This window comes from Micromonospora sp. NBC_00858 (genome assembly GCF_045207365.1).
Taxonomy (GTDB): domain Bacteria; phylum Actinomycetota; class Actinomycetes; order Mycobacteriales; family Micromonosporaceae; genus Micromonospora.
The window spans coordinates 4461875-4488439 of record NZ_CP108828.1; the positions used below are offsets into that span (position 1 = coordinate 4461875).

Genomic DNA, 26565 nt, shown 5'->3' on the forward strand with positions numbered 1-26565 from the left:
ATGGCGTACGTGTTGCTGGGGATCGCCATCGCCGCCGAGGTGCTGGCGACCAGCCTCCTCAAGACCACTGCCGGGTTCAGCCGGCTCTGGCCGACGGTGGCCTGCCTCGGCGGTTACGTCGTGGCGTTCATCCTGCTGGCCCAGGCGGTCAAGGAGATCCCGGTCGGGGTCGCGTACGCCCTCTGGTCGGGCCTGGGCACCGCCACCATCGTGGCGATCGGTGCGGTGTTCCTGGACGAGCCGGTCGGGCTGGCCAAGCTCGGCGGCATCGCGCTGATCATCGCCGGGGTGGTCATCGTGAACCTGGCCGGGGAGCACTGACCACGAAGGGTCGCGGTGGCCGGGCCCGTCGCGGGCCCGGCCACCTGCCCGTCGGTCAGCTCGCGGTGCAGCTCACCTCCGGCTTGGCGTTGCTGCCGGTCCAGCCGCCGATGAAGCCGAAGCTCGTGCTGGCGCCGGCGGCCAGCCGGCCGTTGTAGTCCACGTTGCGCGCGGTCACCGCGGCTCCGCTGCTGGTCAGCGTCACGTTCCAGGACTGGCTGACGCTCTGCCCGTTGGCGAAGGTCCACCGGGCGCTCCAGCCGGTGATCGCGGTCGCGCCGGCGGTCACCCGCACCTCACCCTGGAAGCCGCCCTGCCACTGGTTGACGATCGTGTACGTCGCGGTGCAGCCACCGGCCGGCGGCGGAGTCGTCGGCGGCGGAGTGGTGGGTGGCGGGGTCGTGGGTGGCGGGGTCGTCGGCGGCGGGGTGCCGCCGAAGACCGTTGCCTCCCGGGCGGTCTGCCGGATGCCGTTGGCGCCGTTGAAGATCCGCTGGCCCCAACTGGTCAGGCTGGCCGGGTTGAAGGCGGCGGCCATGTCGAGATACTCCACGCCACCGCCGTTGCCGCTCCACGACCAGCCCAGCCAGCCGATCCCGTTGGCCTGGCTGTAGGCGAGGATGGTGTCCTCGTCCGGGTCGCCGTCGGAGTGGTTGAAGCCGAACTCGCCGACCACGATCGGCAGCCCCGCGGTGCGGAACCGGCCCAGGTAGTCGCTGATCTCCTCGGCGGTGTCGAAGACCCCGTACATGTGGATGGAGAAGACGGTGTTGCGGGCCGGGTCGGCGGCGAAGACCGAGGCGGCGTTGTCGCGCATGGTGAACGACCAGTCCTGCCCCCAGTTCGGCGCGTCCACCATGATCGTGTGGGTCAGCCCGGCGGCGCGCAGCCGCTTGATCGCGTTGGCGTTGTCGGTGGCCCAGGAGGCGTAGTTCTGGTTCCCGTACGGCTCGTTGCCGATGTTGACGATGACGTACTTCTCCTGGCCGGCGAGCACGTCGGCGATGCTGAGCCAGTAGTCGACGGCCCGATCGAGGGTGATCGCGCCGCTCTGCTCGCCGTAGCCGGTGGTGTCGTGCACCTCCAGTACGCAGATCAGCCGGTTGGCCTTGCACGTCGAGATGACGTTGGCCACGTCGGCGTTGGTGTTACGGGTCCACCGGTCGCCGCTGGAGAGCACCACCCGCACGGTGTTCGCGCCGAGCGCCTTGACGTCGGCGAACGAACTGGTCTGCTGCGGGTACCAGGTGTGCGCGTGGTTGACCCCGCGCATGATGAATTCGGTGCCGTTGGCGTCGTACAGCTTGCCGCCCGCGACGGAGAAACCGGCCGCGGCGTGTGCCGGCTGGCCGAACGCCAGCACGGCGACGAGCAGCGCGAGCAGGGCCGCGCCGGCGGCGGAGAGTCGAGTCTTCATGGCCTTCCTCAGGGAGGACCCCCGGTGCCCGACAGGGGTGGGACGTGACAGGGGAAGGCGGCTGCAGCCCGACAGCCGCCGCCCGGATCCCGACGGCGCAGGCATCAGCGTAGGACGATGGATCGGTCGGCGCAACCGGTTCAGTGGCCGGATCCGGGCGGCAGACAGCCGTGACGGCCCACGCGGACGCGGGCCGTCACGGGGCGGTCATCCCCACCACAGGATGTACGCCACACCGGACTCTTAACCGGTTAAGAGCGACCGTATGCAGGCCATCGTCATCCGTCAAGCGTTGTCCGTCGGAACCGGACGGGATGGTTGACCGCTGCCGACCGGGGTATCCCGGGAACGTCGCCGGTGGGAAGGGAAACCAGGATGGTCAGTGTCGGCTACACCCTGATGTGCGAGCAGTCCGGTCCGAAGCAGTTGATCGACCACGCGGTCCGGGCCGAGGCTGCCGGCTTCGACCAACTGGTGGTGTCCGATCACTACTCCCCCTGGCTGGACGCACAGGGCCACTCCCCGTACGCCTGGTCGGTGCTCGGCGCGGTCGCCCACGCCACCTCCCGCGCGGAGCTGATGTCCTTCGTGACCTGCCCGATCCGCCGCTACCACCCGGCCGTCGTGGCGCAGAAGGCCAGCACGATCGGGGCACTCTCGGACGGCCGGTTCACCCTCGGCCTGGGCGCCGGGGAGAACCTCAACGAGCACGTGGTCGGCGGCTGGCCACACGTGCAGCAGCGGCACGAGATGTTCGAGGAGGCGTTGCAGGTCATCCGGCCGCTGCTCAACGGCGAGTCGCTGACCTTCTCCGGCAACCACTTCGACGTGCCCGACGCCTACGTCTGGGACCGCCCGGAACGGCCGGTTCCCATGGCCATCGCCGCCTCCGGCCGACAGTCCGCCACCCTCGCCGCCGAGTACGGCAACGGCCTCGTGGCCACCGAGCCCGACCGGCACATCATCGAGATGTACGACGACGCCGGCGGCGCCGGCCAACCCCGCTACGGGCAGGTGCCCATCTGCTACGGCCCGGACGAGGCGGAGTGCCGCAAGATCGTGCACGACCAGTTCCGCTGGTTCGGGTTGGGCTGGAAGGTCAACGCCGAACTGCCCGGCCCGGACTCCTTCGCCGCCGCCTCCCAGTTCGTCCGGGAGGAGGACGTCGCCGAGGGCATCTCCTGCGGCCCGGACGTGGACACGCACGTCGAGGCGTTCCGGAAGTTCGTCGACGCCGGCTTCACCCACGTGGCTATCGTCCAGGTCGGCGGGGAGACCCAGCCGATGTTCCTGGACTGGGCGCAGGAGGAGTTGCTGCCCCGGCTGCGCTCGCTGTGAGCACTGCCCCGTTTGACTGGCGGGACCAGATGACCCGGCTGGTCCCGAACGCTCGGCTGGTCGTCGTAGCCACACTCACGGACAGGTGAAACCTCATGCGCTTTGGCAACACGGAGATCCGGCCGTTCGGTGGAGGTCTCGGCTGCCTGCTGATGATCCTCGCATCGATCGTCGCGTCGGTGGTGCTCACCGTACTGCTCAATCTGGTGCTCTGAGCCGAGCCGGCGGTCCGGTGGCCGACCCGACGCCGGGTCGGCCACCGCATTCACCGCTGGAGCGGACGCCAGGACGCCCGATCGTTCCAGCCCTCGATCATCCGCATCGAGGCGGCCATTTCCAGGCCCCCGTCGCGGCCACCCACCGCGCTCGCGCCGGCCGGACTCTCCGTCGAGACCTCGGTGACACATCCCGAGCAGCCGGGCACCTGCGCCACCCGGAACACTCCGACGCCCGCGTCATCGCTCATCACCGACCCGACGCGGCCCGCCACCATCGTGCGGGACTCCTCGAAGTCGCTTCCGTCACCGGCGAACTTCCCGTTGCTCACGCCGATGCTGAGGTCCTGACGGGGGCCCGGCCCACCCGTGCGGTAGTGGACGTCGACGTCCAGCCACTTTCCGTTGTACATCCGCACCTCGGTGCCCTTCAGCGTGGCCCCGGCCGGTACGGCGACCGGCGCGAACGGGACGCTCACCCGCTGGGTCTCCCACACCAGCCCCGCCGCGATCTGGCGGCCGAGCTCCTCGGGATGGTCGACCTTCGACATGCGGATCGACATCCAGCCGTCCGGCGCGTACTGCCAGGAGAGCAGCGTCTCGCTGCCGTCGGTGTAGAGGAAGGCCGAGTGCCCGTCGACCGGTGCCACCGGTGCGCCGGGCAGGGCGACCGGCGGCGGCGGACCGTCCAACTCGCTCCGCTGCCGCTGGTTGGCGAAGAGATCCACCCCACGCGCACCCAGCCGCACGGTCACCGACCGGCCCACGCCCATGATCGGCCCCGGCTCCACCGGCCCGCCGGGGCTGATCGCCTCGGGAACGCTCGCGTCCACCGCCAGGACCTTCACATCCGTCCGGTACGACTGGCTGACCGCCTCGGCCGTCACCGACCCGAGCCGGAACAGCCGCAGCGTCGGATCAAATGCCTCCGGTGCCACCGTGGGCGGTCCCGCCGGGGCCGTCGCGGACGGCGACGGATCGCCCGCAGGCGACGGGCCCACCGACGGCCGGACACCGGCCAGCAGGGCGGCCGAGCCGAGCAACGCCAACACCGTGGCCACCGCCCCAACCGCGGTCAACTGTCGGTGCCGGCGGACCGTCCGCTCGCCGTCGGCCAACGCCCTCTCCATCGACACCCCGCCGCCGGGCAGGTCGTCGGCCGCGCGCGCCAACAGGCTCCGCACGTACGTCTCCTCCTGATCGATCACCGGGCCACTCCCTTCGACTCCGCGTCCTGCGGCAACTGCCGGCGCAGCGCGGTCAGCCCCCGCGCGGTCTGACTCTTGACGTTCCCGGTCGAGCAGCCCAGCACCTCGGCGGTCTGCTCGACGCTCAGGTCGGCGTAGAACCGGAGCACCAGGACCACCCGCTGGCCGGGTGGCACCGCCGCCAGCGCGGCACGCACCGTCACCGCGTCCGCGGCGGCGTCACCCGGCCCGGACAGCGCACCGCGGGGCACCGGCTCGGGTGTGCGGTCGAACAACTGAACGCCCCACCAGCGGGACCGCCGCTCCTGCTTGAACGCGTTGACCAGCATCCGATGGACGTACGCACTGACGTTGTCGGCCTGCCGTACCCGGGGCCACTTCACGAAGAGCTGGGTGAGCGTCTGTTGCACCACGTCGTCGGCCCGGTGCCGGTCACCGGTCAACAGGTAGGCGGTGCGTCGCAGTTTCTCGGTCACTCCGGTGACGAACTCGACGTACTCGTGCCGTTGTGCGGCATGCATCAACCACTCCCGTTCCGGATTCCGACGCTGTCACCCTATGGATGGACGCGGATCTGGATCAGGTTGCACGCGCACCGGCGCGGCCGGCGTCAGCGGCGCAGGCCGAGGGCGGTGAGCACCTCACGGGAGGCCAGCCGAGCCGGATCGAGCACCGAACGGCGGATCCAGCGGGCCACCGGTGACACGGTGGCCCGCCACGCCGCCCCGACGCCACGCGCCACCGGCACGACGATGGCCGACCAGGCCCACCGCAGACCGCGCAGCAGCGGTCGGTACAGCAGCCGCAGCAACCACCCGGCCACCCGCCACGCCCCCACCACGGCGGCGACCACCAGCCGGCCGGCCGGCGCGAGCACCGTGCCCAACCAGCGCAGCGGCCGTACCACCAGGTGCTCGACGAGCCAGACCAACGCCCGGCCGAACAGGACCAACGGCGGGCGGAGCACCACGCGGGCCACCCAGGCCATGACGTGGCCGAGCCAGACCAGGGGGAGCCAGACGAACGTGCGGGCGACCCAGACCAGCGGGACCCACAGGAGTCGGTGCAGCGCCCAGGCCAGCGGCGCCAGCAGCCAGCGGCGCAGGAACCGGCCGGTCGGGCCGAGCAAGTAGCGGTACAGCAGCCGGCCGGTGGCCGCGATCAGCTCCCAGAGCAGGCGTACCGGCAGCACCACGACCAGCGCCACACCGCGCGCGACGGCCGCGACGAGCGGAAGCTCGGCGGCGGCCGGCGGGTCGGCGGCCGGACCGGCCACAGTGGGCGCGCCGGGCAGCGGCGGGCGGACGGTCGAACGGTCGGTCACGGTGGGCACCGTAACGGGCCCGCGCCACGCCTGGGGTCCCGGTCGCACCTAGCGGACCGCTCAGCGTGGGGCTGGGTCCAGGTCCAGATCGGCCAGCAACGGATAGTGATCGGAGGCGGTGTCCGCCGCCCCGCCACGGATCACCAGGCACTCCCGGACCCGCTCGGCCAGCGCCGGGGTCCCGAACAGGTAGTCCAGTCGCATCCCGGCGAACTCGGCCCCGCCGAACCGGGTGGGCACGGTGCGGCCGTCGGCCTCCGGTGCTCCGGCGGCGGCCGACGGCCAGAGGTCGACCAGGCCGGCGGCCAGCAGCCGGGCGACAACGCGGGTGTCCACGGCGCCGCCGCCCCGCCGCAGGTGGCGCCGCCGGTAGAGAGCGGGCATCCCGGCCAGGCGCACGGTGTGGTCGACGGTCGGGTCGAGCGAGTTGAGGTCACCGGCGACCAGCGTCAGTGGCCCCTGGGCGCGTCGCAGCGCGGCCACCAGCCAGTCGACCTCCATCCGCCGCCGTCCCCCGGAGTACGGGTAGAGGTGGGTGCCGAGCACGGTCAGCGGACCGGCCGAGGTGGCCACCACGACGCGGGCGGCGGCGTGGTGGAACGGCCGGCGCAGCGACCCCGCGGCGACGACCCGCAGCGGCGGCCGGACCAGCACCGCCACCGGCTGTCCGAAGCAGGACCGGGCCAGGTGGGGTGTCATCCCCACCCGACCCGCCACCTCGGCCAGGAGCCCGCCGCGGTCGAAGCCGCGCAGCTCCTGCAAGGCCAGCACGTCCGGCGCCTGCGCGGTGATCACCTCGACCAGCAGGTCCCACCGGTCGGAGCCACCCCGGTCTCGACCGCCGGTCCGGATGTTCCAGGTCATCACCCGCAGCACGGGACGCTCAGTCCGCCCGGCCGGCCCTGGCCAGCTCGTCGTCGAGGGTGTCCACGTCCTCCGACTCGATGCTCGGTTGGTTGCCCTCCCGCACGTCGGCGTTCGGCCGGATGACCAGGTAGAGCAGCCCGATCCAGAGCGCGGAGAGCAGCATCGCGCCCATGAAGTCGGTCGGGTGGTGCATCCCCCGGTACATCCGGGAGGTGGCCACCCCGACCGGCATGATCACCGCCAGGGCCACGAGGATCCAACGCCACCAGCGATCGGTACGCGGCAGCACGATGACGGCGATCGCCAGCCAGATGCAGATGGTCGCCGCGATGTGCCCGGACGGGAACGACGAGGTGGGCATCTGCCCGTCCAGGTTCTCCACCGCCGGGCGCGGCCGGTCGACCGCCCTTGCGGAGGCAAGGAAGAGGGTCAGCTCGCCGACCATCGCCAGCGCCACGAACAGCACCGGCCGCCAGCGCCGCCACACCGCCAGCACCAGCGGGCAGAACACCACCGCGATGAGCAGGATGGCGTGGGTGTCGCCGAACTTGCTCCACCACCAGCTCACCTCGGTCAGCACCTCGCTGTGCCGGTCGGCGAACCAGCGCGGCACCTCGGTGTCGAGGGTGTCGAAGAAGGTGCCCTTGGCGTGGTAGCTGACGTACGTGCCGAAGGCGTACAGCGCCCCGAACACCAGCACCCAGCCGACCAGCAGCTCAGCCACCGCTGAGCGGGGGTGGGCCAGCACGTGCTCCTCGGCCGGGGCGGGGGCGATGTCGTGCCCGGCCTCCGGCTCCAGCCCCTCGGTCAACGGCGGGACCGGGCGGCCCCGTTCACGCCGCCACAGCTGGAAGGCGTACGAGGTGACACCGAGCCAGGCGGCGCCGAGCAGCCAGCCGGCCAGCACGTCGGAGACGAAGTGCACGCCCAGCGCGATCCGGGTCAGCCCGATCAGGGTGACCAGCACGCCGACCGCGACGATCGCCGGCTTACGCCAGCGGGGCGCCATCGCCGGCAGGAAGACCAGCAGCAGCGCCCCGTACGCGACGAACGAGCCGAGCGCGTGCCCGCTCGGGAAGCTGTTGCCCGGGGCGCTGGCGATTGGCAGGTCCACCACCGGGCGGAGCCGGCCGACCAGCGTCTTCAGCGACGGGTCGAGGATCAGGCCGCCGACCCCGGTGATGATCAGGTAGACGGCCAGCCGTGGCTGCCGCCGGATCAGCAATCCGACCACGGCGATGGTGACCAGCCAGATGAGGATCGGCCGGCCGCCCAGGTCGGTCACCGCCTGGAGCACAATGACGAGTGCGTGGTACGGGGCGACGAGATCGTTGAACCAATCGGCGACCGCGTGGTCGGCGTCCTGCAACGGGCTCCACCGCACCCGGACGAGCAACAACAGCAGCCCGAAGGCCACCCCGGCGCCGGTGACGGCCGCCAGACCAGCGATGCTCCGCTCGGCGAAATGCCCGATCGGACGCCGCACCACCTCTTTGACCGCGGTCACCCCGCACCTCCCTTGTCTGCCTGGCGGTGCGCTTTACCCGATCGGCGCCTCCCGTACACGCGGACGTCGGACGCGGCGGCTACAGGGCCGTCATGTCCCCGGTGTCGAAGAGCTCGGCGCGGTCGGCCTCCGGCTCCCAAAGGTCAGGTTGGGCGGGCTCCTGCACGCCGATGCGCAACGCCTCCAGCTGGGCGGCGAAGGCCAGCCCGCCGAAGAGCGCCATGCCGGTGAGGTTGGCCCAGAGCAGCAGCGCCATCATCCCGGTCAACGCGCCGTAGGTCTGGCCGAAGTCGTCGCTGAACCGCACGTACGCGGCGAGCAGCAGGCTGGCCAGCCACCACAGCGCCGTGGCGATGCCGGCGCCGAAGAACAGCCAGGAGAGGCCGGGCTGCTTGCGGCGCGGCGCGCGCCGGAACAGCACCGCCACGGCGAGCACGGTCAGCCCGAGGCTCAGCGGGAAGCGGATCACGTTCCAGACGCCGGTGGCGACCGCACCCCACTCGTAGTGCTCCCGCACCGAGTCGCCCACCGCGCCGCCGGCGACCAGGATCAGGAAGCCGGCCAACGCGGGCAGGCCGGCGGTGAGGGCCAGCACGGCGGCACGGAAGTACTTCCGCAGCGCCGGGCGGTCCCGCTCCACGCCGTAGATGCGGTTGGCGCCCCGTTCGATCTGGGCCATCGTGGTGGTCAGCGCGACCAGCCCGGTGAGCAGGCCGAGGGTGAGCGCCAGTTCGCCCGCGTCCTCGACACGTTCGCCCTCGCCGAGCAGCTCGGCGACCACCTGCTCGCTCTGGCCGGGGGTGAGCGCCAGGACGGTGTCGGCGACCACGCGGCCGCCCTCTTCGACGCCCAGCTCGCTGATCAGGCCGGTGAGGGCGATCATGAACGGCACCACGGCGAGGCAGAGCTGCAGCGCGAAGGCCCGGGCGTGGCTGAACCCGTCGCCGTAGCGGAAACGGATGAAGGCGTCCCGCAGCAGGTGCCAGCCGCCCTGGCGGCGCAGCGTGTGCCAGGCGTCGTCGGCGGACAGCTCCTCGTCGGCCATCAGCCGGGTCTCCGGCACGATCCGGGTGCTACTCACGGCGCGCTTCCTCGATCAGCTGCTCGCCCCGCTCCCCGGCTCGCTGCGCGTCGACGGCCAGGTCGGGGGCGTCCTCGGGCTGTGGCACGCAGAGCCAGAGCGCCTGCGGCCGGACTTCCGCCCGCAGCTGCCGGCCCGGGGAGATGAGGTCGCCGTCCAGCTCCCGGGGCTGGGCCCGGTTGCTGGTGACCACCACGCGCCGGCCGCGGAACACCTCCATCTGCGGCACCTGGCCGTTGCGGCGGATCACGGCCCAGCCGAGCGCGAGCCAGTGCCGCAGGTTGCGTGGGGTGAGCACCGCGATGTCGAGCCAGCCGTCGTCCGGCTCGGCCTCGGTGAGCAGCCGCACGCCGCCTTGGAGCCGGCCCACGTTGGCGATCAGTACCGAGCGGGCCCGGCGGCGCACCGGCGGGCGGTCGTCGATGCGGATCTGCACCCGCATCGGCCGGTCCCGCAGGTGCCGGGCGGCACCCACCACGTACGCCGGCCAGCCGATCCGGGCCTTGGTGGTCTCGGAGGTGGCGGCCAGCATCTGGGCGTCGAAGCCCATGCCGGCCATCACGGTGAAGTACTGGTCCTCGACGGCGCCGACGTCGAGCAGCCGTCGGCCGCGCTCGATGGCGACCTGCAGCCCGGCGGCCATGTCCGTGGAAAGACCCAGGTTGGCGGCGAGCAGGTTGCCGGTGCCCTGGGGCAGCACGGCCAGCGCCACGTCCGTGCCGACCAGGCCGCTGACGCAGGACATCACGGTGCCGTCGCCACCGCAGGCGAAGACCAGGTCGACGCCGGCCTTGACGGCCTGCTCGGTCTGGCCGCGCCCGGGGTCGTCGGCAGTGGTCTCGAACCACTGCGGCTCGGGCCAGCCGGCGGCGGCGAGGGCGTCGTTCACGGTGCGGCGCAGCTCGTCGAGATCGTCGACCTTCACCGGGTTGACCACGACGGCGGACCGCAGCCCGCCGTCGCCGCCCGAGGGCCGCCTTTCCTGTCCAGCATCCACGGCGCCAGTGTGCAGCACCGGTACGCCTTCAGCGAGCCCACGAGCGGCCGGCGTCGGAAGTGCCACAGACAGGTTTCAACACGCCTGCCGCTGTTTCACGCGACCGCTGTCAGGCCGCCGTCCGCAGCGCGCTCTCCACCCGTCGGCGCAGATCGTCGAGGTCAGCCCCGGCCTCGGTGAGCACCAGCGCACCCAGGCCCTGGCCCTCGCGGAGCACCCCGAGCAGGATGTGCTCGGTGCCGATGTGGCGGTGACGCAGCCGCAGCGCCTCCCGCAGCGACAACTCCAGCACCTTCTTGGACCGGGGCGAGAACGGCCCGCCGAGGAAGCGCCGGCGGCCCCAGCGGCGGCGCGGTGCCGGCACAGCCTCGCGCAGTGCGTCCGGGCCGAAGGACTGCTCGATTCGGGCCACGATCGCGGCCAGGTCGATGCCGATCTCGCGCAGCGCCGCCGCGTCCGCGTCGCCGAGGCCGGCGCCGCCGCTGGCCGTGTGTCGGCGGACCCGCTCGCGCAGGTCGTCGGCGCGTACCCCGGCGTCGGCCAGCACCCGGCTGGCCAGGCCGGCCTCGTCGGCCGTCAGGGCGAGCAGCAGGTGCTCGGTGCCGACCGGGCGCTGGCCCTCGGCCCGCGCCTCCTCCAGCGCCCGGTGCACCACGTCGCGCGCCCGGTCGGTGAACCGTTCGAACATCACGCCTCCCAGGATTGATTGACCGCCGGCCGCCCGGCGTGCTTCTTGTGCACCGCCTGCCGGCTGACCTCGAGCGCGTCGGCGATCTCCTGCCAGGACCAGCCCTGTCGACGGGCGTTGTCCACCTGGACCACCTCGAGCCGCTCGAGCAGCCGGCGCAGCGCGCGGACGGCGCGCAGCCCGACCCGGGGGTCGGTGCTGCCGGCTGCCGCCGCGAGTTCCGTCGCCTGACTCATGCCGTCAACATACGTTGACAGCGCCACTCGTGTCAACCCCAGTTGACGAACGCCGCGGCCAGGAATCGACTGTGGGTGCTCAGCGAGGTTGATCCGTTCTCACCACCAGGGGCGGGTCCGTGGAGACAACGAAAGACCCCGCCCCTATGGTGGACCGATGGCGTCGGTCAAGCAGTTCCAAGTCACCTTCGACTGCGCAGAGCCTGAGCGCGTCGCTCGCTTCTGGTGCGAGGTGTTGGGGTACGTCGTACCGCCGCCACCGGAGGGGTTCGCCACCTGGGACGAGTTCGATCGCGCGCTGCCGCCTGAGCAACAGGGTTCAGCGTTCGCATGCAGTGATCCCTCAGGTGTGGGCCCGCGACTGTTCTTCCAGCGCGTCCCCGAAGGCAAGGTCGTCAAGAATCGGCTGCATCTTGACGTGCGGGTCGGCACCGGGCTCGTGGGTGAAGAGCGCCTGGCCGCACTTGAGGCCGAATGCGCACGACTGGTCCCGCTCGGCGCGGCACGCGTGCGACTACTGCTTGCCGATGGCGACAACGAGTCGTGCCTCGTGATGCAGGACATCGAGGGCAACGAGTTCTGTCTCGACTGAGTGGCCACGAACGTGGCACCTCCGCTGAGAACCCACATCGACAGCACCCCCGAACCGGCCCACCATCGTGACCACCCGACTACCCTCGGTCAGGGACAGCGTGGTCGTGCCGGGCGCGACGCCCGGGAGGTGATGTCGGATGGCCGCATCCGCCGATGCAGCGGTGCTGGTCGGTCTCGGCTCGGACCGCGACCTCCCGGTCGTCCGACTGGCCGCACAGGAGGCCGCCACCCACGGCCGGCCGCTGCACCTGCTGCACGTCTTCGACTGGCAGGCGGCCTTCGCCGCAGACACCGTCGCCGCGCCCCGGGACCACGCCGAAGACCTGATCACCCGGGCCGCCCAGCTCGCCCACGAGGTCGAGCCGGGACTGACCGTACGCGGCGAGATCATCGAGAACGCCACGCTGCTCACCCTGATCCGCCGGTCAGAGGCGGCCTTCCTGCTCGCGGTCGGCGACAGCGGGATGGCCGGCAGCGGCGAGTGCGTCGCGTCCGACACGCCTGCCGTGCAGCTGGCCGCACGGGCCGGCTGCCCGCTGCTGGTCGTCCGCGACGACCCGCCGCCGCCGGGCCCGATGCTGGTCGGGGTGGACGGCTCGCCCAGCTCGACCCTCGCCCTGCAGTGGGCCTTCGAGTGCGCGACCCGGCGCAGCGCCCGACTGCTGGCGCTGCGGGTGGTGGAGCCCGACGAGGACACCGCCGAGGTCACCGATCAGCTCACCGAGCTGATGGCCCGCCACGCCGCCCGCCGCACGGAGGTGCCGGTCGAGTGCCGCGTCATCCGCGGCGCTCCCGAGCAGGTGCTGGTCGACATGTCGCGCTCGGCGCAGCTGACGCTGGTCGCCGCCCGCGGCGACGAACCGGGGCGTGGAATGCTCGGTTCGGTCGCCCAGTCCCTGCTCTACCACTCCCCGGCCCCGGTGATCGTCGTCCGCGGGCTGACCGACATTCCGCTGACTGGGCCCGACGTCCGCCCGACCCGGGACCAACGGCCCTGACCCTGGGGCGTCGGCGGCGACGAGGCTGGACGCCGGACGCCCCACTCCTACCCGCGAGAGGTTCAGCATCATGGACACCGCTCTCGACGCGCGCCGTGCCCTCACCGACGACGAGCTGCGCCGTCTGGACGCCTACTGGCGAGCCGCGAACTACCTCACCGTCGGGCAGATCTACCTGCTGGGTAATCCGCTGCTGCGGGAGCCGCTGACCGTCGACGACATCAAGCCGCGGCTGCTCGGTCACTGGGGCACCAGCCCCGGGCTCAACCTGATCTACGCCCACCTCAACCGGGTGATCGTGGCGCGCGACCTGAACGCCATGCTGGTCACCGGTCCCGGGCACGGCGGCCCGGCCATCGTGGCCAACACCTGGCTGGAGGGCACCTGGTCGGAGCGCTATCACGACGTCTCGCGCGACGAGGCCGGGATGGCCCGGCTGTTCCGGCAGTTCTCCTTCCCGGGCGGCATTCCCAGCCACGTGGCGGCGGAGGTGCCGGGCTCGATCCACGAGGGCGGCGAGCTGGGGTACGCGTTGAGCCACGCCTACGGCGCCGCCTTCGACCACCCGGACCTGGTGGTCGCCTGTGTGATCGGCGACGGTGAGGCGGAGACCGGGCCGCTGGCCGGCAGTTGGCTCTCGAACGTCTTCCTCAACCCGGCCCGCGACGGTGCGGTGCTGCCCATCCTGCACCTCAACGGCTACAAGATCGCCAGTCCGACCGTGCTGGCCCGGATCCCCGAGGCGGACCTGCTCGACCTCATGCGCGGCTCGGGCTACCAGCCGTACGTGGTGGCCGGCGACGACCCGGCCCAGGTGCACCGCACGCTCGCCGCGACGATGGACCGGGCGCTGGACGAGATCACCGCGATCCAACTCAAGGCGCGCTCCGGCGGCGCCGTCGAGCGTCCCCGCTGGCCGATGATCATCCTGCGGACGCCGAAGGGCTGGACCGGCCCGAGCGAGGTCGACGGCACGCAGGTGGAGGGCACCTACCGCGCCCACCAGGTGCCGCTGTCCGGGGTACGGGACAACCCGGCGCACCTGGCCGAGCTGGAGCGCTGGCTGCGCAGCTACCGCCCCGAGGAGCTGTTCGACGCCACCGGCGCGCCGGTGGACGAGCTGTGCACGCTGCCGCCGCACGGCGACCGGCGGATGAGCGCCAACCCGGTCACCAACGGCGGGGTGGTGCTCCGCGACCTGACCCTGCCCGACTTCCGCGAGTACGGCGTGGACGTCCCCCAGCCGGGCGAGCCGATGGCCGGTGCGACCGGTGTGCTCGGCGCGTGGATCCGGGACGTCATCGCCGCCAACCCGGAGACGTTCCGGCTGTTCGGCCCGGACGAGGTCGCCTCCAACCGGCTGGGCGCCGCCTTCGAGGTGACCGACCGGGCCTGGGTGGCCGACACGGTGCCCAGCGACGAGCACCTCTCCCCGGACGGCCGGGTGATGGAGGTGCTCTCCGAGCACCTGTGCCAGGGCTGGCTGGAGGGCTACCTGCTGACCGGCCGGCACGGCCTGTTCACCAGCTACGAGGCGTTCATCCACATCGTCGACTCGATGCTCAACCAGCACGCCAAGTGGTTGAAGGTGACCCGGGGCATCCCCTGGCGGCAGCCGCTCGCCTCACTGAACTACCTGCTCTCCAGCCACGTCTGGCGACAGGACCACAACGGCTTCTCCCACCAGGACCCCGGCTTCATCGACCACGTGGTCAACAAGAAGGCCGAGGTGGTCCGGGTCTACCTGCCGCCGGACGCCAACACGCTGCTCGCGACGATGGACCACTGCCTACGCAGCCGGCACTACATCAACGTGGTGGTGGCCGGAAAGCAGGCGGCGCCGAACTGGTTGTCGATGACCGAGGCGATCCAGCACACCCGGCGCGGCCTGGGCATCTGGGAGTGGGCCAGCAGCGACGGCGGCAGCGAGCCGGACGTGGTGCTCGCCTGCTGCGGGGACGTCCCCACGCTGGAGACGCTGGCCGCCGCCGACCTGCTGCGCCGGCACCTGCCGGACCTGAGGGTGCGGCTGGTCAACGTGGTGGACCTGATGCGACTCCAGCCGGCCACCGAGCACCCGCACGGCCTGCCCGACAACGAGTTCGACACCATCTTCACCGCGGATCGGCCGATCATCTTCGCCTACCACGGCTACCCGTGGTTGATTCATCGGCTCACCTACCGCCGTACCAACCACGACAACCTGCACGTGCGCGGCTACAAGGAGGAGGGCACCACCACCACGCCGTTCGACATGGTGATGCTCAACGACCTGGACCGCTTCCACCTGGTCATCGACGTCATCGACCGGGTGCCCGGGCTGGCGGCCCGCGCCGCGCACCTGCGCCAGCAGATGGTCGACGCCCGGCAGTCGGCCCGCGACTACACCCGCCGGCACGGCGAGGATGACCCACAGGTCGCGGAGTGGCGCTGGGTCCGGGAAATCGACCCGACCAACCCCTGAGGAGGACAACGTGCGCGACTCGGAAATTCTGGTCGGCTACGACGGCTCCACCGACGCCTCGGTGGCCCTGGACTGGGCGCTGGACGAGGCTGGGCGCAGCGGCCAGCCGGTGCGGCTGGCGTACGTCTTCGAATGGCTGACCGTGGCCAGCTGGGTCGGCCCGGGCGTGGCGCCCGGCATCTGGCCGGACGATGCCGCCCGGCGACAGGTGGAGGAGTTGGTCCGGGACGCGGCGGCGAAGGCCGCGGCCGCGCACCCCGGGCTCACCGTCACCGGCGAGGTGTTCGACGGGCCACCCGCCCTGGTACTGCAGGAACGCTCGGCCAAGGCCGGGCTGCTGGTGCTCGGCAGCCGCGGCCACGGCGGGTTCGGTGGGCTGCTGGCCGGATCGACGGCGGTGGCGGTCGCCGCACACGCGCACTGCCCGGTCGTGGTGGTCCGGGACGGGGCCGGCAGCGCACCGGCGGACGCGACGGCCGGGCCGGTGGCGGTCGGCGTGGACGGTTCCGAGCCGTCGCTGGTGGCGCTCGGCTTCGCGGCCGAGCGGGCGGCCCAGCGGCGGGTGCCGCTGCGCGTCCTGCGGGCCTGGACGCCCGGCCCCGGCGGGGCGGCCGGGGTCCCGGACGAGCGGGCCGCGGTGGAGGAGAACGTGGAGCCATGGCGGCGGACGTTCCCCGAACTGACCGTGACCGTCGACCTGGTCCCGGGCAGCCCGGCGGCCATGCTGATCGAGGCGAGCCGCGACGCGCGGCTGGTGGTGGTCGGCAGCCGGGGCCGGGGCGGGCTGGCCGGCATGCTGCTCGGCTCGGTCAGCCAACAGCTGATCCAGCACACCCACTGCCCGGTCGCGGTGGTCCGGGAACGCTGACGCCGGCCGGGCCCGGGATCAGCGGCGATCGGGCACCGGGTCGGACGGGTCGAGCGAGAAGAACTCCTCCTCTTCCTGGACCAGGTGCAGACGGAGCACGGCGTCCAATCCGTAGAGGGTGGCGAGCAGGTCGGGGACCTGGTCCGGGCGCAGCCGGCCGTCGGCGGTCTGGGCGAGTTGGGCGCCGAGCAGGTCGACCTGGCGGCGGATCTCCACGTGCGCCCGGCTCATCGTCGAGGTCGCCGCACCGCTGCCCAGCGGATCGGCCAGCGCGGGGTAGAGCTGCCGTTCCTCGGCGGCCTCGTGCGGCAGCACCCGGTCGGTCAGCCGGCGGTGCGTCTCCCGTACCGCCGGCAGGCACCTCGGCGAGCCCGGGTCGGTGGCGACCAGGTCGGCGGTGTCGCGCAGCCCGGCCAGCACGTCGCGCACCGCCTGGTGCTCCCCGGCGTAGCGGGCGAGCAGTTCGCGGGTGCGCGGTGGGACGTCCCGACGGCGCAGCCCGCCGCCGAGTGCCCGCAACGCGTTGAGGATGACCAGCACGTCGATGCCCTCCTGAAGGAACGCGCCAGCGACCGGGGGCAGCCGGCCGGCCGCCGCCGCGAGCATCGCCAACACCGCGAGCCCCATCCCGACGGTGGCGCTCTGCACCGCGATCCGGCGGGCGTACCGGGCGATCTCCACCGCGTCGGCGAGCCGGTCCAGCCGGTCCACGGTGAGTACCGCGTCGGCCACGTCCGCCGAGGCGCTCGCGCCGGTCGCGCCCATCGCCACGCCCACGTGCGCCTGGGCCAGCGCCGGGGCGTCGTTCACCCCGTCGCCGACCATCACGGTGACCGCCCGCTCGGCCTCCGCCCGGACCCGGGCCACCTTCTCCTCCGGCGTACAGCGGGCGAGCACGTCGTCCACGCCGACCGCCTCGGCGACCTGGGCGGCGGTGGCCGGCCGGTCACCGGTGACCATCACGATCCGCCGCAGCCCCGCCGCGCGCAGCCGGCGCACGGTCCGGCGGGCGTCGGGGCGTACCGGGTCCTCCAGCAGGATCGCGCCGAGCGGGCCGTCGTCGTCGCTGACCCACACCGCGGACCAACCGGCCAGCTCGGTGCGGGCCCGCGCCCGGTCCGCCCACTCGGGCAGCTCGCCGGTGAACTGGCCGACCCGAATCAGCCGCCCGTCGACCCGGCCGCTGACCCCCCGTCCCGGCTCCTCGGTCACACCGGTGGGCTCGGTCAGCGCCAGCCGCCGCTCGCGGGCCTGCCGGACCAGCGCGGCGGCGAGCACGTGCGGGGAGAGCTGCTCGACCGAGGCGGCCAGCCGCAGCACCTCGTCCCGGTCGCCGCCGGGGGCAACCACCGTCTCGGCGGTACGCGGACGCCCGGCCGTCAGCGTGCCGGTCTTGTCCACCAGCAGGGTACGGGCCCGCCCGAGCAGCTCCAGCGCACCACCGTCGCGGACCAGCACCCCACGCCGGGCAACCCGGGACAGCCCGGACACGATCGCGATCGGGGTGGCCAACAGCAGCGGGCAGGGGGTGGCCACCACCAGCACCGACACCGCCCGGACCAGATCGCCGGAGAGCAGCCACGCCAGCCCGGCCAGGACCAGCGTGAACGGCACGAACGCGGCGGCGTACCGGTCCGCCAGCCGGACCATCGGGGCCTTGTGGGCCGTCGCCTCCTCGGCCAGCCGGACGATCCCGGCGTAGGTGCTCTGCGCCGCGCTCTTCGTCGCCCGCATGCCAAACCCGGCGCCAGCGTTGACCACACCGCTGGCCACCACCTCGCCGGCCGTTCGCTGGACCAGCCGCGACTCCCCGGTCACCACCGACTCGTCCAGGGTTGCCGCCTCGTCGATGGTCCCGTCGACCGGCACCACGTCCCCCGGGCCGACCAGCAACCGGTCAGCCACCGCCACCCGGTCCAGCGGCACCACCTCGATCGCGCCGTCGGGCCCACGCCGACGCGCGGTACGCGGGGCACGTTCCAGTAGTGCCCGCAGGTCGCGGGTCGCCCGACGTTGCGCGTACGCCTCCAACGACCGTCCGGTCGCCACCATCACCGCGATCACCGCTCCGGCCAGGTACTCCCCGACCCCGAGGGCGCCGGCCAGGGCCAGCACGGCGATCACGTCCACCCCGAAGTGCCGGTGCCACAGTGCCCGCAGCATCGACCAGGCGGCGGGCAGGAGCGCGGTCACTGTCACGGCCGCCCAGATCAGGTCGGCCACGCCCGCTCGGCCGACGATCCGCAGCACCGCACCCGCCAGCACCGCGACGGCGAGCCCGACCAGTGGCGTCCACGCCCACCAGCGCCGCACGCGGCCGCGGGCCGGCTGCTCCGCCACACACTCGGTCGACTCGGCCCCCACCTGCGCATCGTCGCAGCCCGCGACCCGCCACCGACCCCACACCGAACGTTTCGCCAGGCCCACCACCTGGGGGTCGGCGGCGCTCCAAGCGGGCGGAACGACCGGGCCCGGTCGGGACCTGCGACCCCTGCGGGAGGCCCTCCGATGCCCCAGGATGGAGCGGCAACGACACGCACAGCACCGCGCCGTGAGGCACGATGGGCAGAGATGGAAAGGTCGTGACCATGAGTCAGGAGAGCAAGCTGACCACCGCGCTGGCGGAGGCCGCCGCGACCGCTGGCCACGCCCCCTCGGTGCACAACACCCAGCCGTGGCGCTGGCGGGTGCTGCCTGACGCATTGGAGCTGCGCACCGTCGCCGACCGGCAGCTCACCGCCACCGACCCGGAGGGCCGGCTGCTCGCGATCAGTTGCGGCGCCGCCCTGCACCACGCCCGCCTGGCGCTGGCCGCCGAGGGGTGGCGCGCCGTGGTGGAGCGAATGCCCGACCCGGGCGACCGCGAGCTGCTGGCCCGGCTGACCACCCTCACCCGCGTGACGGCCTACCCGGACGCCATGCGGATGGTGCAGTGCATGCAGATCCGGCACACCGACCGGAGGCCGGTCAGCGACGAGCCGGTGCCAACCGCCGCGATCGGGGAGATCACCCGGGCGGTCACCACCGAGGGCGGCCGGTTGCAGATCCTCGACGGCGACCAGGTGCTCGAGCTGGCCGCCGCGGCCGGGCACGCCGACACGGTCGAGGCCGAGGATCCGCAGCTGCGCGCCGAGCTGGAGTACTGGACCAGCAGGGCCGGCACCGGCACCGGGCTGCCACCGGAGGTGCTGCCCGAGCAGCCTCCGCAGACCACCGTGCCGGCCCGCGACTTCGGCCACCCCGGCGGCCTGCCGATCGGCCCCGGCCACGACCGGGCCGCCGTGTACGGGATGCTCTACGGCGACGAGGACGAACCGGACAGCTGGCTGCGCGCTGGCGAGGCGCTCTCCGCCGCCTGGCTGACCGCCACCCGGCTCGGCGTCTCGCTGGTGCCCCTCAGCTCGGTGGTGGAGGTGGAGGGCACCCGGCAGAGCCTCCGGCACCTGCTCGCCGGGCTCGGCTTCCCGTACCTCGTGCTGCGATTGGGGATCGCGGACCCGACGCACGCGGGCCCGCCGCACACCCCGCGGCTGACCACCGAGCAGGTGATCGACACCACCGCGGTGCGCGGCGAGCGGGGTTGACGGTTCTGGCCACGGCGATCATCGGCGATACCATCGCTCGATGACCAACAGCGCTCCGCAGCCTCGTCAGGAAGCCCATGTGACCCCGTCGCTCGGGCTGAGCCCGCTGCCGCGGGTCCGCCTCGACGAGTTGCTCCAGGAGATGCTGGACCGGGTCGGCGAGGTCGTCACCAGCCGGGAGCGGCTGCGCGCCCTGCTCGACGCGGTGGTCGCCATCGGCACCAACCTGGACCTGCGCAGCACCCTGCAACGCATCGTGCAGGCGGCCTGCGAGCTGGCCGGCGCCCGGTACGGCGCGCTGGGCGTGGTCGGCCCGGACCGGCTGCTGCACGACTTCATCGTGCACGGCATCTCCCCCGAGGTGCACGCCCAGATCGGCGACCTGCCACACGGGCGGGGCGTCCTCGGCCTGCTGATCGACGACCCCCGGCCACTGCGGATGCCGGACATCACCCAGCACCCCCGCTCCTACGGCTTCCCGGCCAACCACCCGCCGATGCACAGCTTCCTGGGCGTGCCGGTGCGCATCCGGGACCAGGTGTTCGGCAATCTCTACCTGGCCGAGAAGCAGGGCGGCACGCAGTTCACCGAGGACGACGAGGAGATCGTGGTCGCGCTCGCCGCCGCGGCCGGCGTGGCCATCGAGAACGCCCGCCTGTACGCCCTGGCCCACCGGCGGGAACGCTGGCTGGCCGCGACCGCGGAGATCACCTCGGTGCTGCTCGGCGAGGTGCGTCGCACCGACGCGCTGGCGCTGGTCGCCCGCCGTGCCCGGGAGGTCGCCGAGGCGGAGCTGTCGCTGGTGCTGCTCTACGACACCGACAGCACGCAGTTCACCGTGGAGGTGGTCGACGGCGCCGACGAGCAGGCCCGGGCGCTGGTCGGCACGGTCCTGCCGTTCGCCGACACCAGCTTCGGCGCTGCGGTGGCCGAGGGCCGCCACGACCAGGTGGACGATCTCGCGCACGCCGCACCGTGGCCCGCGCTGCTGCACACCGGCCCGGCGGTGATCTCACCACTGGCCACCGCCGAGACCCTGCACGGTGTGCTGGTCGTGGCGCACCGGCCGGAACGCGGCGGCGGCACCAGCGAGGACGACGTGGCCCTGCTGGGCAGCTTTGCCGGGCAGGCCGCGCTGGCCATGGAGCGGGCCCGCGGCCAGGAGGAGCGGGAGCTGCTGGTGGTCCTGGAGGACCGCGAGCGGATCGCCCGCGACCTGCACGACGTCGTGATCCAGCGGCTCTTCGCCACCGGCCTGCAACTACAGAGCGCCGCGCCGATGATGACCCGCCCGGAGGTGGCCAAACGGATCAACGCGGCGGTCGACGACCTGGACGCCACCATCCGGGACATCCGCCGAACCATCTTCGAGCTGCGCACGCCCATGACCGCGGCGCTGCGCACCGAGATCCGCGAGGCGATCGAACTGGCCGCCGAGTCGCTGGGCCACAAGCCCCACCTGGAGCTGACCGGGCCGGTGGACAGCGCCGTCCCGGACGCGATCCGCCCGGACCTCACCGCCGTGCTGCGCGAAGCGCTGTCCAACGCGGTCCGCCACGCGCAGGCCAACCAGGTCGCCGTGGCCGTACGCGTCGACGCCGGCCATGTCACCGTGACGGTCACCGACGACGGCGTGGGCTGCGATCCGAGCGCCGCCAGGGGCGGGCTGGTCAACCTCCGCGAACGCGCCGAACGTCACGCCGGCACCTTCACGATCAGCCCAGTCGAGCCGCACGGCACCGAGGTGAGCTGGTCCGTGCCGCTGCGCGACTGACCGGCGCGGGTCGGGTCAGGGGGTCTTGCCGAGCAGGCGGGTGGCCAGGACGGCGGCCTGGGTGCGGCGCTCCAGGCCCAGCTTGGCCAGCACGCTGGAGACGTAGTTCTTCACCGTCTTCTCGGCCAGGAACATCTTCCCGGCGATCTCCCGGTTGGTCATCCCCTCCGCCACGTACTCCAGGATCCGTCGCTCCTGCTCGGTGAGCGACTTCAACTCGCGCGGCTGCTCGACGCCGTTGCGGATGCGCTCCAGCACCCGGGTCGTGATCGCCGGATCGAGCAGCGACTGCCCGGCCGCCACCCGACGCACGGCGTCGACCAGGTCGGTGCCGCGGATCTGCTTGAGCACGTACCCGGCGGCGCCAGCCATGATCGCCGCGAACAGCGCCTCGTCGTCCTCGTACGAGGTGAGGATCAGGCCCTTGATGGACGAGTCGACGGCGCGCACGTCGCGGCACACGTCGATGCCGTTGCCGTCGGGCAGCCGTGCGTCGAGGATCGCCACGTCCGGCCGCAACGCCGGAATGCGGCGGGCCGCCTCCTGCGCGGAGCCGGACTCGCCGACCACCTCGATGTCGCCGCTGCTCTGCAGGAGGTCGGCCAGGCCACGGCGGACGACCTCGTGGTCGTCGAGGAGGAACACGCGGATCATTCCTCGTTTCTACCCGGGTCCCGCGTCGGGTGCACGGGCCGAAGGTCCCGATCACACCGGTTCCACCGGCAAGGTCGGGCCAGCGCGACGGTCGGACCCGGGCTGGGGGCCGGTCGGGCCCGACGGATCGGGACGTCCGGCCCTGCACGCCGCTCACCCGACGGGCGGACGGTAGGGATGCGTCGCGGCACCATCGGCCGCTGGCACCGGGAAAGGAGCACCTGCCATGGACATCGGCTACACCCCCGCACAGCTGCGGGCCGCCGCCGTGGACGCGGTACGGGCACCCTCTCTGCACAACACCCAGCCGTGGCGGTTGCGGCTGCGCGACGGCGGGATCGAGGTGCTGGCCGACCCGGCCCGCCGGCTGCCGGCGACCGACCCGAGCGGGTGGGGAGTGCGGGTCGGCTGCGGCGCCGCGCTGTTCAACCTGCGGATCGCGCTGGCCGTCGCCGGCATCCCGGCCCAGGTGCGACTGCGCCCTGACCCGGCCGAGCCGAACCTGCTGGCCCGGCTGGTGCCGGACACCCCGCGCCCGCCCACCCCCGCCGAGCAGAGCCTGTACGCCGCCATCCCCCGCCGGTTCAGCAACCGGCTGCCGTTCTGGCCGAACCCGGTTCCGGCCGACGCCCGTTGGCGGCTCGGCGAGGCGGCCCGCACCGAGCAGTGCTGGCTGGAGATGCTGATCGGGGTGAGCGCGGTCTCCGCGTTCGGCGAGATCGCCCGAAGCGCGCACCGGGTGCTGGAGCGAGACCCGGCCTACCGGGCGGAGCGCGAGCAGTGGCTACGCCGGGAGCCCGCACCGGACGGCGTGCCCTCCTCGTCCGGCGGCCCGCAGAGCGAGCCGCAGGACGTGCTGCCGGCGCGCGCCTTCGGCGGGCTCGACCGGGCCCCGGGGCGGGACTTCGAGCCGGAGCCGCTGGTGGCGGTGCTCGGCTCGGTGGGCAACACCGCGGTGGACCAGGTCATCGCCGGGCAGGCCCTGCAACGGGTGCTGCTCACCGCCACCGACGCCGGGCTCAGCGTGTCGATGCTCTCCCAGCCGATCGAGGTGCCCGGCGCGCGGGAGCAACTGCGGCTGTCGCTGGGCCGGTTCGGCACACCGCAGATGGTGCTGCGGATCGGGTACGGCCAGCCCGGCCGACCGACCCCGCGTCGCAGCATCGACGAGGTGCTGGACCTGCCGGTGGTGCCGGCCTGAGCCGGGATCACCAGCCGCACCCCGTCGACGGCGGACGCCCGGTCAGGCGGTGAGCAGCTCCGCCTCCCGGGCGGGATCCAGCCCCACCGGCTCCCGGGCCGGCCGGCCGGCGCGCGGTGGCACCGACCCCACCGCACGCAGCCAGCGCCAGGTGTCGGCGACGGTGTCGGCCACCGGTCGGCAGGTCAGCCCCGCCGCGTACGCCTTCTGCACGCCGCGCTCCTGCATCCACCGGAACTCGTGACCCTCCGGAACCCAGATGGGCAGGTCGTTCCAGGGGACCACGCCAGCGGCCAGGATCGGCGCGGGGTCGGTCCAGTGCAGCCGGGCGCCGGAGCCGGTCACCGCGACGACCGTGTCGAGCAGCTCGCCCATCGTGGTGTGCCCCGGGGGGCTGATCACGTTGAAGGCACCGCCGACCCGCTCGGCGGCGCGGTCCAGCGTCCACGCGGCCAGGTCGCGCACGTCGATGTACTGCACGGGCAGATCCCGAGGGCCGGGCGCGAGCACGTCACCGCCGCGGGCCACCCGCTGCAGCCACCACGGCAGCCGGCCGATGTCCTCCCCCGGCCCAAGGATCAACCCCGCGCGCACCAGCAGCGCCCGCTCGCCGTAGACCTCCGTCGCAGCCAGCTCCCCGCCCGCCTTGCACTCCGCGTAGTCTCCCCCGGTGGCGTCGGCGGCGGCCGTGCCCACAGTGGGCGCCTCCTCGCCGACCTGCGCCGGCACCGGCTGGGCGTAGACCGAGCCGCTGGAGATGTAGGCGTAGTGCGGGACCGCGCCGACCAGCGCGCGAGCCGCGTCCCGCACCGCCCGGGGGGCGCCGTCCCAGGTGTCGACCACCAGGTCCCATTCGCCGCCCGCCAGCGCCGCCAGGCCGTCCGGCTGCGTCCGGTCACCCCGCAACCGCTGGACGCCGGGCGGGACCGTGCCGTGCATCCCCCGGTTGAACACCGTCACCGACCAGCCCCGGCGAACCGCGTCGGCCACCGTCGCTCCACCCACGAAACCCGTCCCACCCAGCACCAGCAGTCTCATGCGGTCCACCCTGCCCGCTGGCCAGAGCGGGTGACACCCATGTTCACCGGTAGCGGATCTGCCGCTGGCAGAACCGCTGGCTGACGCGGCAGGTCGGTGGGACTAGCCGGCGAGAAGGTGGTCCAACGGTCGGGGTACGCAGGCCGGGTCGAGGGCGCGGACGAGCGCGCGGGCGTACCGGGCCTTGCGACCGCTCATGGTGCCCATGAAGCGGCGCAGTTGCCGCTCGACCGACCGCTCGCGCTGCGCGGGCTGGTTCTGGAAGACCCGGAACCTGGCCAGGTCCTTCTCCGCCGCGAGGACCTGCTCGACGCCGGTGCTGCCGAGCGCGCGGATCAGCTCGTCCTCGAGGTCGGCGACGCACACGTAGAAGCCGAGCGCCTCCATCGCCGACCGGGTCAGGCCACTGCCCAGGCCGGCCTGTTCGAGCCCGCGCCGGAAGTAGGTCTCCTCGGCCTCGTCACAGAGCCCTCGCACCGTCAGGGCGAGCCCCTGTGCACCGAAGAGCCGCAGGAACCGACCGACGCTCATGGCGCCCCCGATCGGCACCACACACACGCCCTCGTCGGCCAGGTCACGGTCGCGCCGTGCGGCCAGCGCCTCCACCGCGCACTGGTCGCTGACCCCCTCGACGAGCACGACCGTGGCCAGGCCGTCGCGGGCCAACTCACGGGCCGCCGTGGCGGCCGCCGCGGCATCCGTGCCGCCAGCCGCCCAGGCGCCGACGGCGGCTCGGAAACGGTCCGGCTCTCGCACAGGTCAGAGTCTCGCAACGACCGATCCGGACCGCCACCGGATTGTCGGCGGGCCGCGTCGCGGATGACGTTCTCGAACCGGATGTGGACTTTGGACTCTGTATCTCAGGTCTGACATCGGCAACCTTTGAAGAAGGAAGACGACGCCGCACGAGCCGCGCACTGGGAGGACCCGATGGCACGCTGGCCATATGCCGATGACGAACTCCGGGCCATGTACACCGGAGGGCGCGGCAACTCGACGGCCCGCCGGTTCGCCCGGTTCTGGGCGGTCGTACAGGGTGCCGGCCTGCTGCCCCGACGTTGGGTCACCCTTGAGGTGCCGGGCCGTCGCACCGGGCGGATCACCCGGTTCCCGCTCGGCATGGCCGACCGGAACGGCGTCTGGTACCTGGTCTCGATGCTGGGCAACGACTGCAACTGGGTCCGCAACGTCCGGGCGGCGGACGGCCGGGTCACCATCCGACGCGGCCGCGCCCGGCCCCGCCAACTGGTCGAGGTACCCGTCGAAGAGCGTGCCCCGATCCTCAAGCGGTACCTGCAGAAGGTGCCGGGGGCTCGACCACACCTGCCCGTGGACCGCGGCGCACCCCTGACGGCTTTCGAGGCGATAGCGGCGCGCTATCCCGTGTTCCGCATAGAAGCCGCGACCACACCAGCGCGCACCCTCAGGGAAAAGGGGGAATGAGCGCCGCCGCAGCTCAGCATCACTACGGATGAATCTGGTGGGCGATACTGGGTTTGAACCAGTGACCTCTTCCGTGTCAAGGAAGCGCGCTCCCACTGCGCCAATCGCCCGTGGTGATCGCCCGACCCGACAATCAGGATCGCGGGGCGGATCGCGAGCGGACGACGGGATTCGAACCCGCGACCCTCACCTTGGCAAGGTGATGCGCTACCAGCTGCGCTACGTCCGCACGTCTCCGGCAAGTGCCGGCGACGGGTGAACTCTACCCGACGCCAAGATCGCTGGGCGCGGCACCCTGCGGCCTGGTGATTGCGCTGGTTGGTGAGGGGGTACTGAAGGACCTCGACAGCGCACCACACCCCCTAAGGAGGCTGTCGTGGGTATCGGCACCAGCATCTTCCTCATCGCGCTCGGCGCGATCCTCACCTTCGCCCTGGACGCGAACGTCGGCGGCATCGACCTCGACGTGGTCGGCTGGATCCTCATGGCGGCCGGTGTGCTCGGCCTGATCATGACCACGCTGATCTGGGGCCGCCGCCGTGCGGTGGTCACCACCAGCGAGCAGCCGGTCGAGTACCGACGGGTCGAGGAGCCAGTGGAGTACCGCCGGGTCGAGGAGCGGCGGGACATCGCCCCGCCGCTGTGATCCGACCCCTGCCCATCGCCGGTGGAGCCGGCAGATCACGCGACGACGGGCCGGTCACCTCGACCGAGGTGACCGGCCCGTCGTCGGCAATGGCCCCGCCCT

At 72.8% G+C, this 26565-nt stretch carries 25 protein-coding genes and 2 tRNA genes; 11 read left to right on the top strand and 16 right to left on the bottom strand.

Features of this window, described 5'->3' with window-relative positions:
* Complete coding sequence (locus OG990_RS20735) at positions 1-321, top strand: multidrug efflux SMR transporter (RefSeq protein ID WP_328425142.1); 321 nt, start codon at positions 1-3, stop codon at positions 319-321.
* 55 nt (positions 322-376) lie between these two features.
* On the opposite strand, the gene OG990_RS20740 is transcribed toward OG990_RS20735, so the two are convergent.
* Complete coding sequence (locus OG990_RS20740) at positions 377-1738, bottom strand: cellulase family glycosylhydrolase (RefSeq protein ID WP_406076864.1); 1362 nt, start codon at positions 1736-1738, stop codon at positions 377-379.
* A gap of 375 nt (positions 1739-2113) precedes the next feature.
* On the opposite strand from OG990_RS20740, the gene OG990_RS20745 reads away from it, so the two are divergent.
* Positions 2114-3076: a TIGR03557 family F420-dependent LLM class oxidoreductase gene (locus tag OG990_RS20745; RefSeq protein WP_406076865.1), complete on the top strand. Its 963-nt coding sequence runs from the start codon at positions 2114-2116 to the stop codon at positions 3074-3076.
* A 265-nt stretch (positions 3077-3341) separates the two neighbouring features.
* On the opposite strand, the gene OG990_RS20750 is transcribed toward OG990_RS20745, so the two are convergent.
* From OG990_RS20750 to OG990_RS20790, 9 genes are all read right to left on the bottom strand, one after another.
* A complete protein-coding gene (locus tag OG990_RS20750) occupies positions 3342-4499 on the bottom strand; it encodes a hypothetical protein (RefSeq protein WP_406076867.1) in 1158 nt (385 codons plus the stop codon).
* Positions 4496-5020, bottom strand: a complete 525-nt coding sequence (locus OG990_RS20755; protein WP_406076869.1) for a SigE family RNA polymerase sigma factor — start codon at positions 5018-5020, stop codon at positions 4496-4498. The genes OG990_RS20750 and OG990_RS20755 overlap by 4 nt, the downstream gene beginning before the upstream one ends.
* 89 nt (positions 5021-5109) lie before the next feature.
* Positions 5110-5823, bottom strand: coding sequence for a hypothetical protein (locus OG990_RS20760; RefSeq protein WP_406076870.1), 714 nt, complete (start codon positions 5821-5823; stop codon positions 5110-5112).
* A gap of 60 nt (positions 5824-5883) precedes the next feature.
* Entirely contained in the window at positions 5884-6699 is an 816-nt protein-coding gene (locus OG990_RS20765; protein ID WP_406076872.1) for an endonuclease/exonuclease/phosphatase family protein, read from the bottom strand.
* A 7-nt stretch (positions 6700-6706) separates the two neighbouring features.
* Positions 6707-8197: a phosphatase PAP2 family protein gene (locus OG990_RS20770; RefSeq protein ID WP_406076873.1), complete on the bottom strand. Its 1491-nt coding sequence runs from the start codon at positions 8195-8197 to the stop codon at positions 6707-6709.
* Positions 8198-8276: 79 nt separating this feature from the next.
* Positions 8277-9278, bottom strand: coding sequence for a YihY/virulence factor BrkB family protein (locus tag OG990_RS20775; RefSeq protein WP_406076874.1), 1002 nt, complete (start codon positions 9276-9278; stop codon positions 8277-8279).
* Positions 9271-10275, bottom strand: coding sequence for a diacylglycerol/lipid kinase family protein (locus OG990_RS20780; protein ID WP_386989201.1), 1005 nt, complete (start codon positions 10273-10275; stop codon positions 9271-9273). Before OG990_RS20780 ends, OG990_RS20775 begins: the two co-directional genes overlap by 8 nt.
* 109 nt (positions 10276-10384) lie before the next feature.
* The gene (locus tag OG990_RS20785) at positions 10385-10963 is read right to left on the bottom strand and encodes a Clp protease N-terminal domain-containing protein (RefSeq protein ID WP_328426397.1); all 579 of its coding nucleotides are present in this window, start codon (positions 10961-10963) and stop codon (positions 10385-10387) included.
* Positions 10963-11199 (bottom strand): HTH domain-containing protein, encoded by a 237-nt coding sequence (locus OG990_RS20790; RefSeq protein ID WP_074318164.1) that lies wholly within the window; start codon positions 11197-11199, stop codon positions 10963-10965. Before OG990_RS20790 ends, OG990_RS20785 begins: the two co-directional genes overlap by 1 nt.
* A 157-nt stretch (positions 11200-11356) precedes the next feature.
* Here OG990_RS20790 and OG990_RS20795 point away from each other — a divergent pair, with 157 nt between their 5' ends.
* The 4 genes from OG990_RS20795 to OG990_RS20810 all read left to right on the top strand — a co-directional run bounded on the left by OG990_RS20795 (position 11357) and on the right by OG990_RS20810 (position 16123).
* Positions 11357-11791 (top strand): VOC family protein, encoded by a 435-nt coding sequence (locus OG990_RS20795; protein WP_328425122.1) that lies wholly within the window; start codon positions 11357-11359, stop codon positions 11789-11791.
* Positions 11792-11930: 139 nt separating this feature from the next.
* The gene (locus OG990_RS20800; RefSeq protein ID WP_328425120.1) at positions 11931-12791 is read left to right on the top strand and encodes a universal stress protein; all 861 of its coding nucleotides are present in this window, start codon (positions 11931-11933) and stop codon (positions 12789-12791) included.
* A 70-nt stretch (positions 12792-12861) separates the two neighbouring features.
* On the top strand, positions 12862-15255 hold the full coding sequence (locus tag OG990_RS20805) for a phosphoketolase family protein (RefSeq protein WP_328425119.1): 2394 nt from the start codon (positions 12862-12864) through the stop codon (positions 15253-15255).
* A 10-nt stretch (positions 15256-15265) separates the two neighbouring features.
* Entirely contained in the window at positions 15266-16123 is an 858-nt protein-coding gene (locus OG990_RS20810; protein ID WP_328425118.1) for a universal stress protein, read from the top strand.
* Positions 16124-16141: 18 nt separating this feature from the next.
* On the opposite strand, the gene OG990_RS20815 is transcribed toward OG990_RS20810, so the two are convergent.
* Positions 16142-18487: a heavy metal translocating P-type ATPase gene (locus OG990_RS20815; protein ID WP_406076878.1), complete on the bottom strand. Its 2346-nt coding sequence runs from the start codon at positions 18485-18487 to the stop codon at positions 16142-16144.
* A 224-nt stretch (positions 18488-18711) separates the two neighbouring features.
* Here OG990_RS20815 and OG990_RS20820 point away from each other — a divergent pair, with 224 nt between their 5' ends.
* Both OG990_RS20820 and OG990_RS20825 read left to right on the top strand, forming a co-directional pair.
* Positions 18712-19707: an Acg family FMN-binding oxidoreductase gene (locus OG990_RS20820; RefSeq protein ID WP_406076880.1), complete on the top strand. Its 996-nt coding sequence runs from the start codon at positions 18712-18714 to the stop codon at positions 19705-19707.
* Between the two features lie 40 nt (positions 19708-19747).
* On the top strand, positions 19748-21481 hold the full coding sequence (locus tag OG990_RS20825) for a GAF domain-containing protein (protein ID WP_406076882.1): 1734 nt from the start codon (positions 19748-19750) through the stop codon (positions 21479-21481).
* 15 nt (positions 21482-21496) lie between these two features.
* On the opposite strand, the gene OG990_RS20830 is transcribed toward OG990_RS20825, so the two are convergent.
* Positions 21497-22135 carry a response regulator transcription factor gene (locus OG990_RS20830; RefSeq protein WP_328425112.1) on the bottom strand — a complete coding sequence of 213 codons (639 nt, stop codon included), beginning with the start codon at positions 22133-22135 and terminating at the stop codon, positions 21497-21499.
* Positions 22136-22361: 226 nt separating this feature from the next.
* On the opposite strand from OG990_RS20830, the gene OG990_RS20835 reads away from it, so the two are divergent.
* On the top strand, positions 22362-23336 hold the full coding sequence (locus tag OG990_RS20835; RefSeq protein WP_386989218.1) for an Acg family FMN-binding oxidoreductase: 975 nt from the start codon (positions 22362-22364) through the stop codon (positions 23334-23336).
* A 42-nt stretch (positions 23337-23378) separates the two neighbouring features.
* Here the strand turns inward: OG990_RS20835 and OG990_RS20840 are convergent, their stop codons facing one another.
* Together OG990_RS20840 and OG990_RS20845 are read right to left on the bottom strand one after the other, a co-directional pair.
* Positions 23379-24374, bottom strand: a complete 996-nt coding sequence (locus tag OG990_RS20840; RefSeq protein ID WP_406076885.1) for an NAD-dependent epimerase/dehydratase family protein — start codon at positions 24372-24374, stop codon at positions 23379-23381.
* Between the two features lie 102 nt (positions 24375-24476).
* Positions 24477-25130 carry a TOPRIM nucleotidyl transferase/hydrolase domain-containing protein gene (locus tag OG990_RS20845; RefSeq protein WP_406076887.1) on the bottom strand — a complete coding sequence of 218 codons (654 nt, stop codon included), beginning with the start codon at positions 25128-25130 and terminating at the stop codon, positions 24477-24479.
* Between the two features lie 174 nt (positions 25131-25304).
* On the opposite strand from OG990_RS20845, the gene OG990_RS20850 reads away from it, so the two are divergent.
* Entirely contained in the window at positions 25305-25817 is a 513-nt protein-coding gene (locus OG990_RS20850) for a nitroreductase/quinone reductase family protein (RefSeq protein WP_406076888.1), read from the top strand.
* A 35-nt stretch (positions 25818-25852) separates the two neighbouring features.
* On the opposite strand, the gene OG990_RS20855 is transcribed toward OG990_RS20850, so the two are convergent.
* Positions 25853-25927, bottom strand: a tRNA-Val gene (locus OG990_RS20855).
* A 46-nt stretch (positions 25928-25973) separates the two neighbouring features.
* Positions 25974-26046 (bottom strand) — tRNA-Gly (locus OG990_RS20860).
* 147 nt (positions 26047-26193) lie between these two features.
* Here OG990_RS20860 and OG990_RS20865 point away from each other — a divergent pair.
* Positions 26194-26463, top strand: coding sequence for a DUF6458 family protein (locus tag OG990_RS20865; RefSeq protein ID WP_386989230.1), 270 nt, complete (start codon positions 26194-26196; stop codon positions 26461-26463).
* Positions 26464-26565: the final 102 nt, after the last annotated feature.

Bases quoted from the DNA above. Each gene is read 5' to 3' on its own strand.
- OG990_RS20735 (WP_328425142.1), top strand. From the start codon at position 1: ATGGCGTACGTGTTGCTGGGGATCGCCATCGCCGCCGAGGTGCTGGCG.
- OG990_RS20740 (WP_406076864.1), bottom strand. From the start codon at position 1,738: ATGAAGACTCGACTCTCCGCCGCCGGCGCGGCCCTGCTCGCGCTGCTC.
- OG990_RS20745 (WP_406076865.1), top strand. From the start codon at position 2,114: ATGGTCAGTGTCGGCTACACCCTGATGTGCGAGCAGTCCGGTCCGAAG.
- OG990_RS20755 (WP_406076869.1), bottom strand. From the start codon at position 5,020: ATGCATGCCGCACAACGGCACGAGTACGTCGAGTTCGTCACCGGAGTG.
- OG990_RS20785 (WP_328426397.1), bottom strand. From the start codon at position 10,963: ATGTTCGAACGGTTCACCGACCGGGCGCGCGACGTGGTGCACCGGGCG.
- OG990_RS20790 (WP_074318164.1), bottom strand. From the start codon at position 11,199: ATGAGTCAGGCGACGGAACTCGCGGCGGCAGCCGGCAGCACCGACCCC.
- OG990_RS20795 (WP_328425122.1), top strand. From the start codon at position 11,357: ATGGCGTCGGTCAAGCAGTTCCAAGTCACCTTCGACTGCGCAGAGCCT.
- OG990_RS20800 (WP_328425120.1), top strand. From the start codon at position 11,931: ATGGCCGCATCCGCCGATGCAGCGGTGCTGGTCGGTCTCGGCTCGGAC.
- OG990_RS20805 (WP_328425119.1), top strand. From the start codon at position 12,862: ATGGACACCGCTCTCGACGCGCGCCGTGCCCTCACCGACGACGAGCTG.
- OG990_RS20820 (WP_406076880.1), top strand. From the start codon at position 18,712: ATGAGTCAGGAGAGCAAGCTGACCACCGCGCTGGCGGAGGCCGCCGCG.
- OG990_RS20825 (WP_406076882.1), top strand. From the start codon at position 19,748: ATGACCAACAGCGCTCCGCAGCCTCGTCAGGAAGCCCATGTGACCCCG.
- OG990_RS20830 (WP_328425112.1), bottom strand. From the start codon at position 22,135: ATGATCCGCGTGTTCCTCCTCGACGACCACGAGGTCGTCCGCCGTGGC.
- OG990_RS20835 (WP_386989218.1), top strand. From the start codon at position 22,362: ATGGACATCGGCTACACCCCCGCACAGCTGCGGGCCGCCGCCGTGGAC.
- OG990_RS20840 (WP_406076885.1), bottom strand. From the start codon at position 24,374: ATGAGACTGCTGGTGCTGGGTGGGACGGGTTTCGTGGGTGGAGCGACG.
- OG990_RS20850 (WP_406076888.1), top strand. From the start codon at position 25,305: ATGGCACGCTGGCCATATGCCGATGACGAACTCCGGGCCATGTACACC.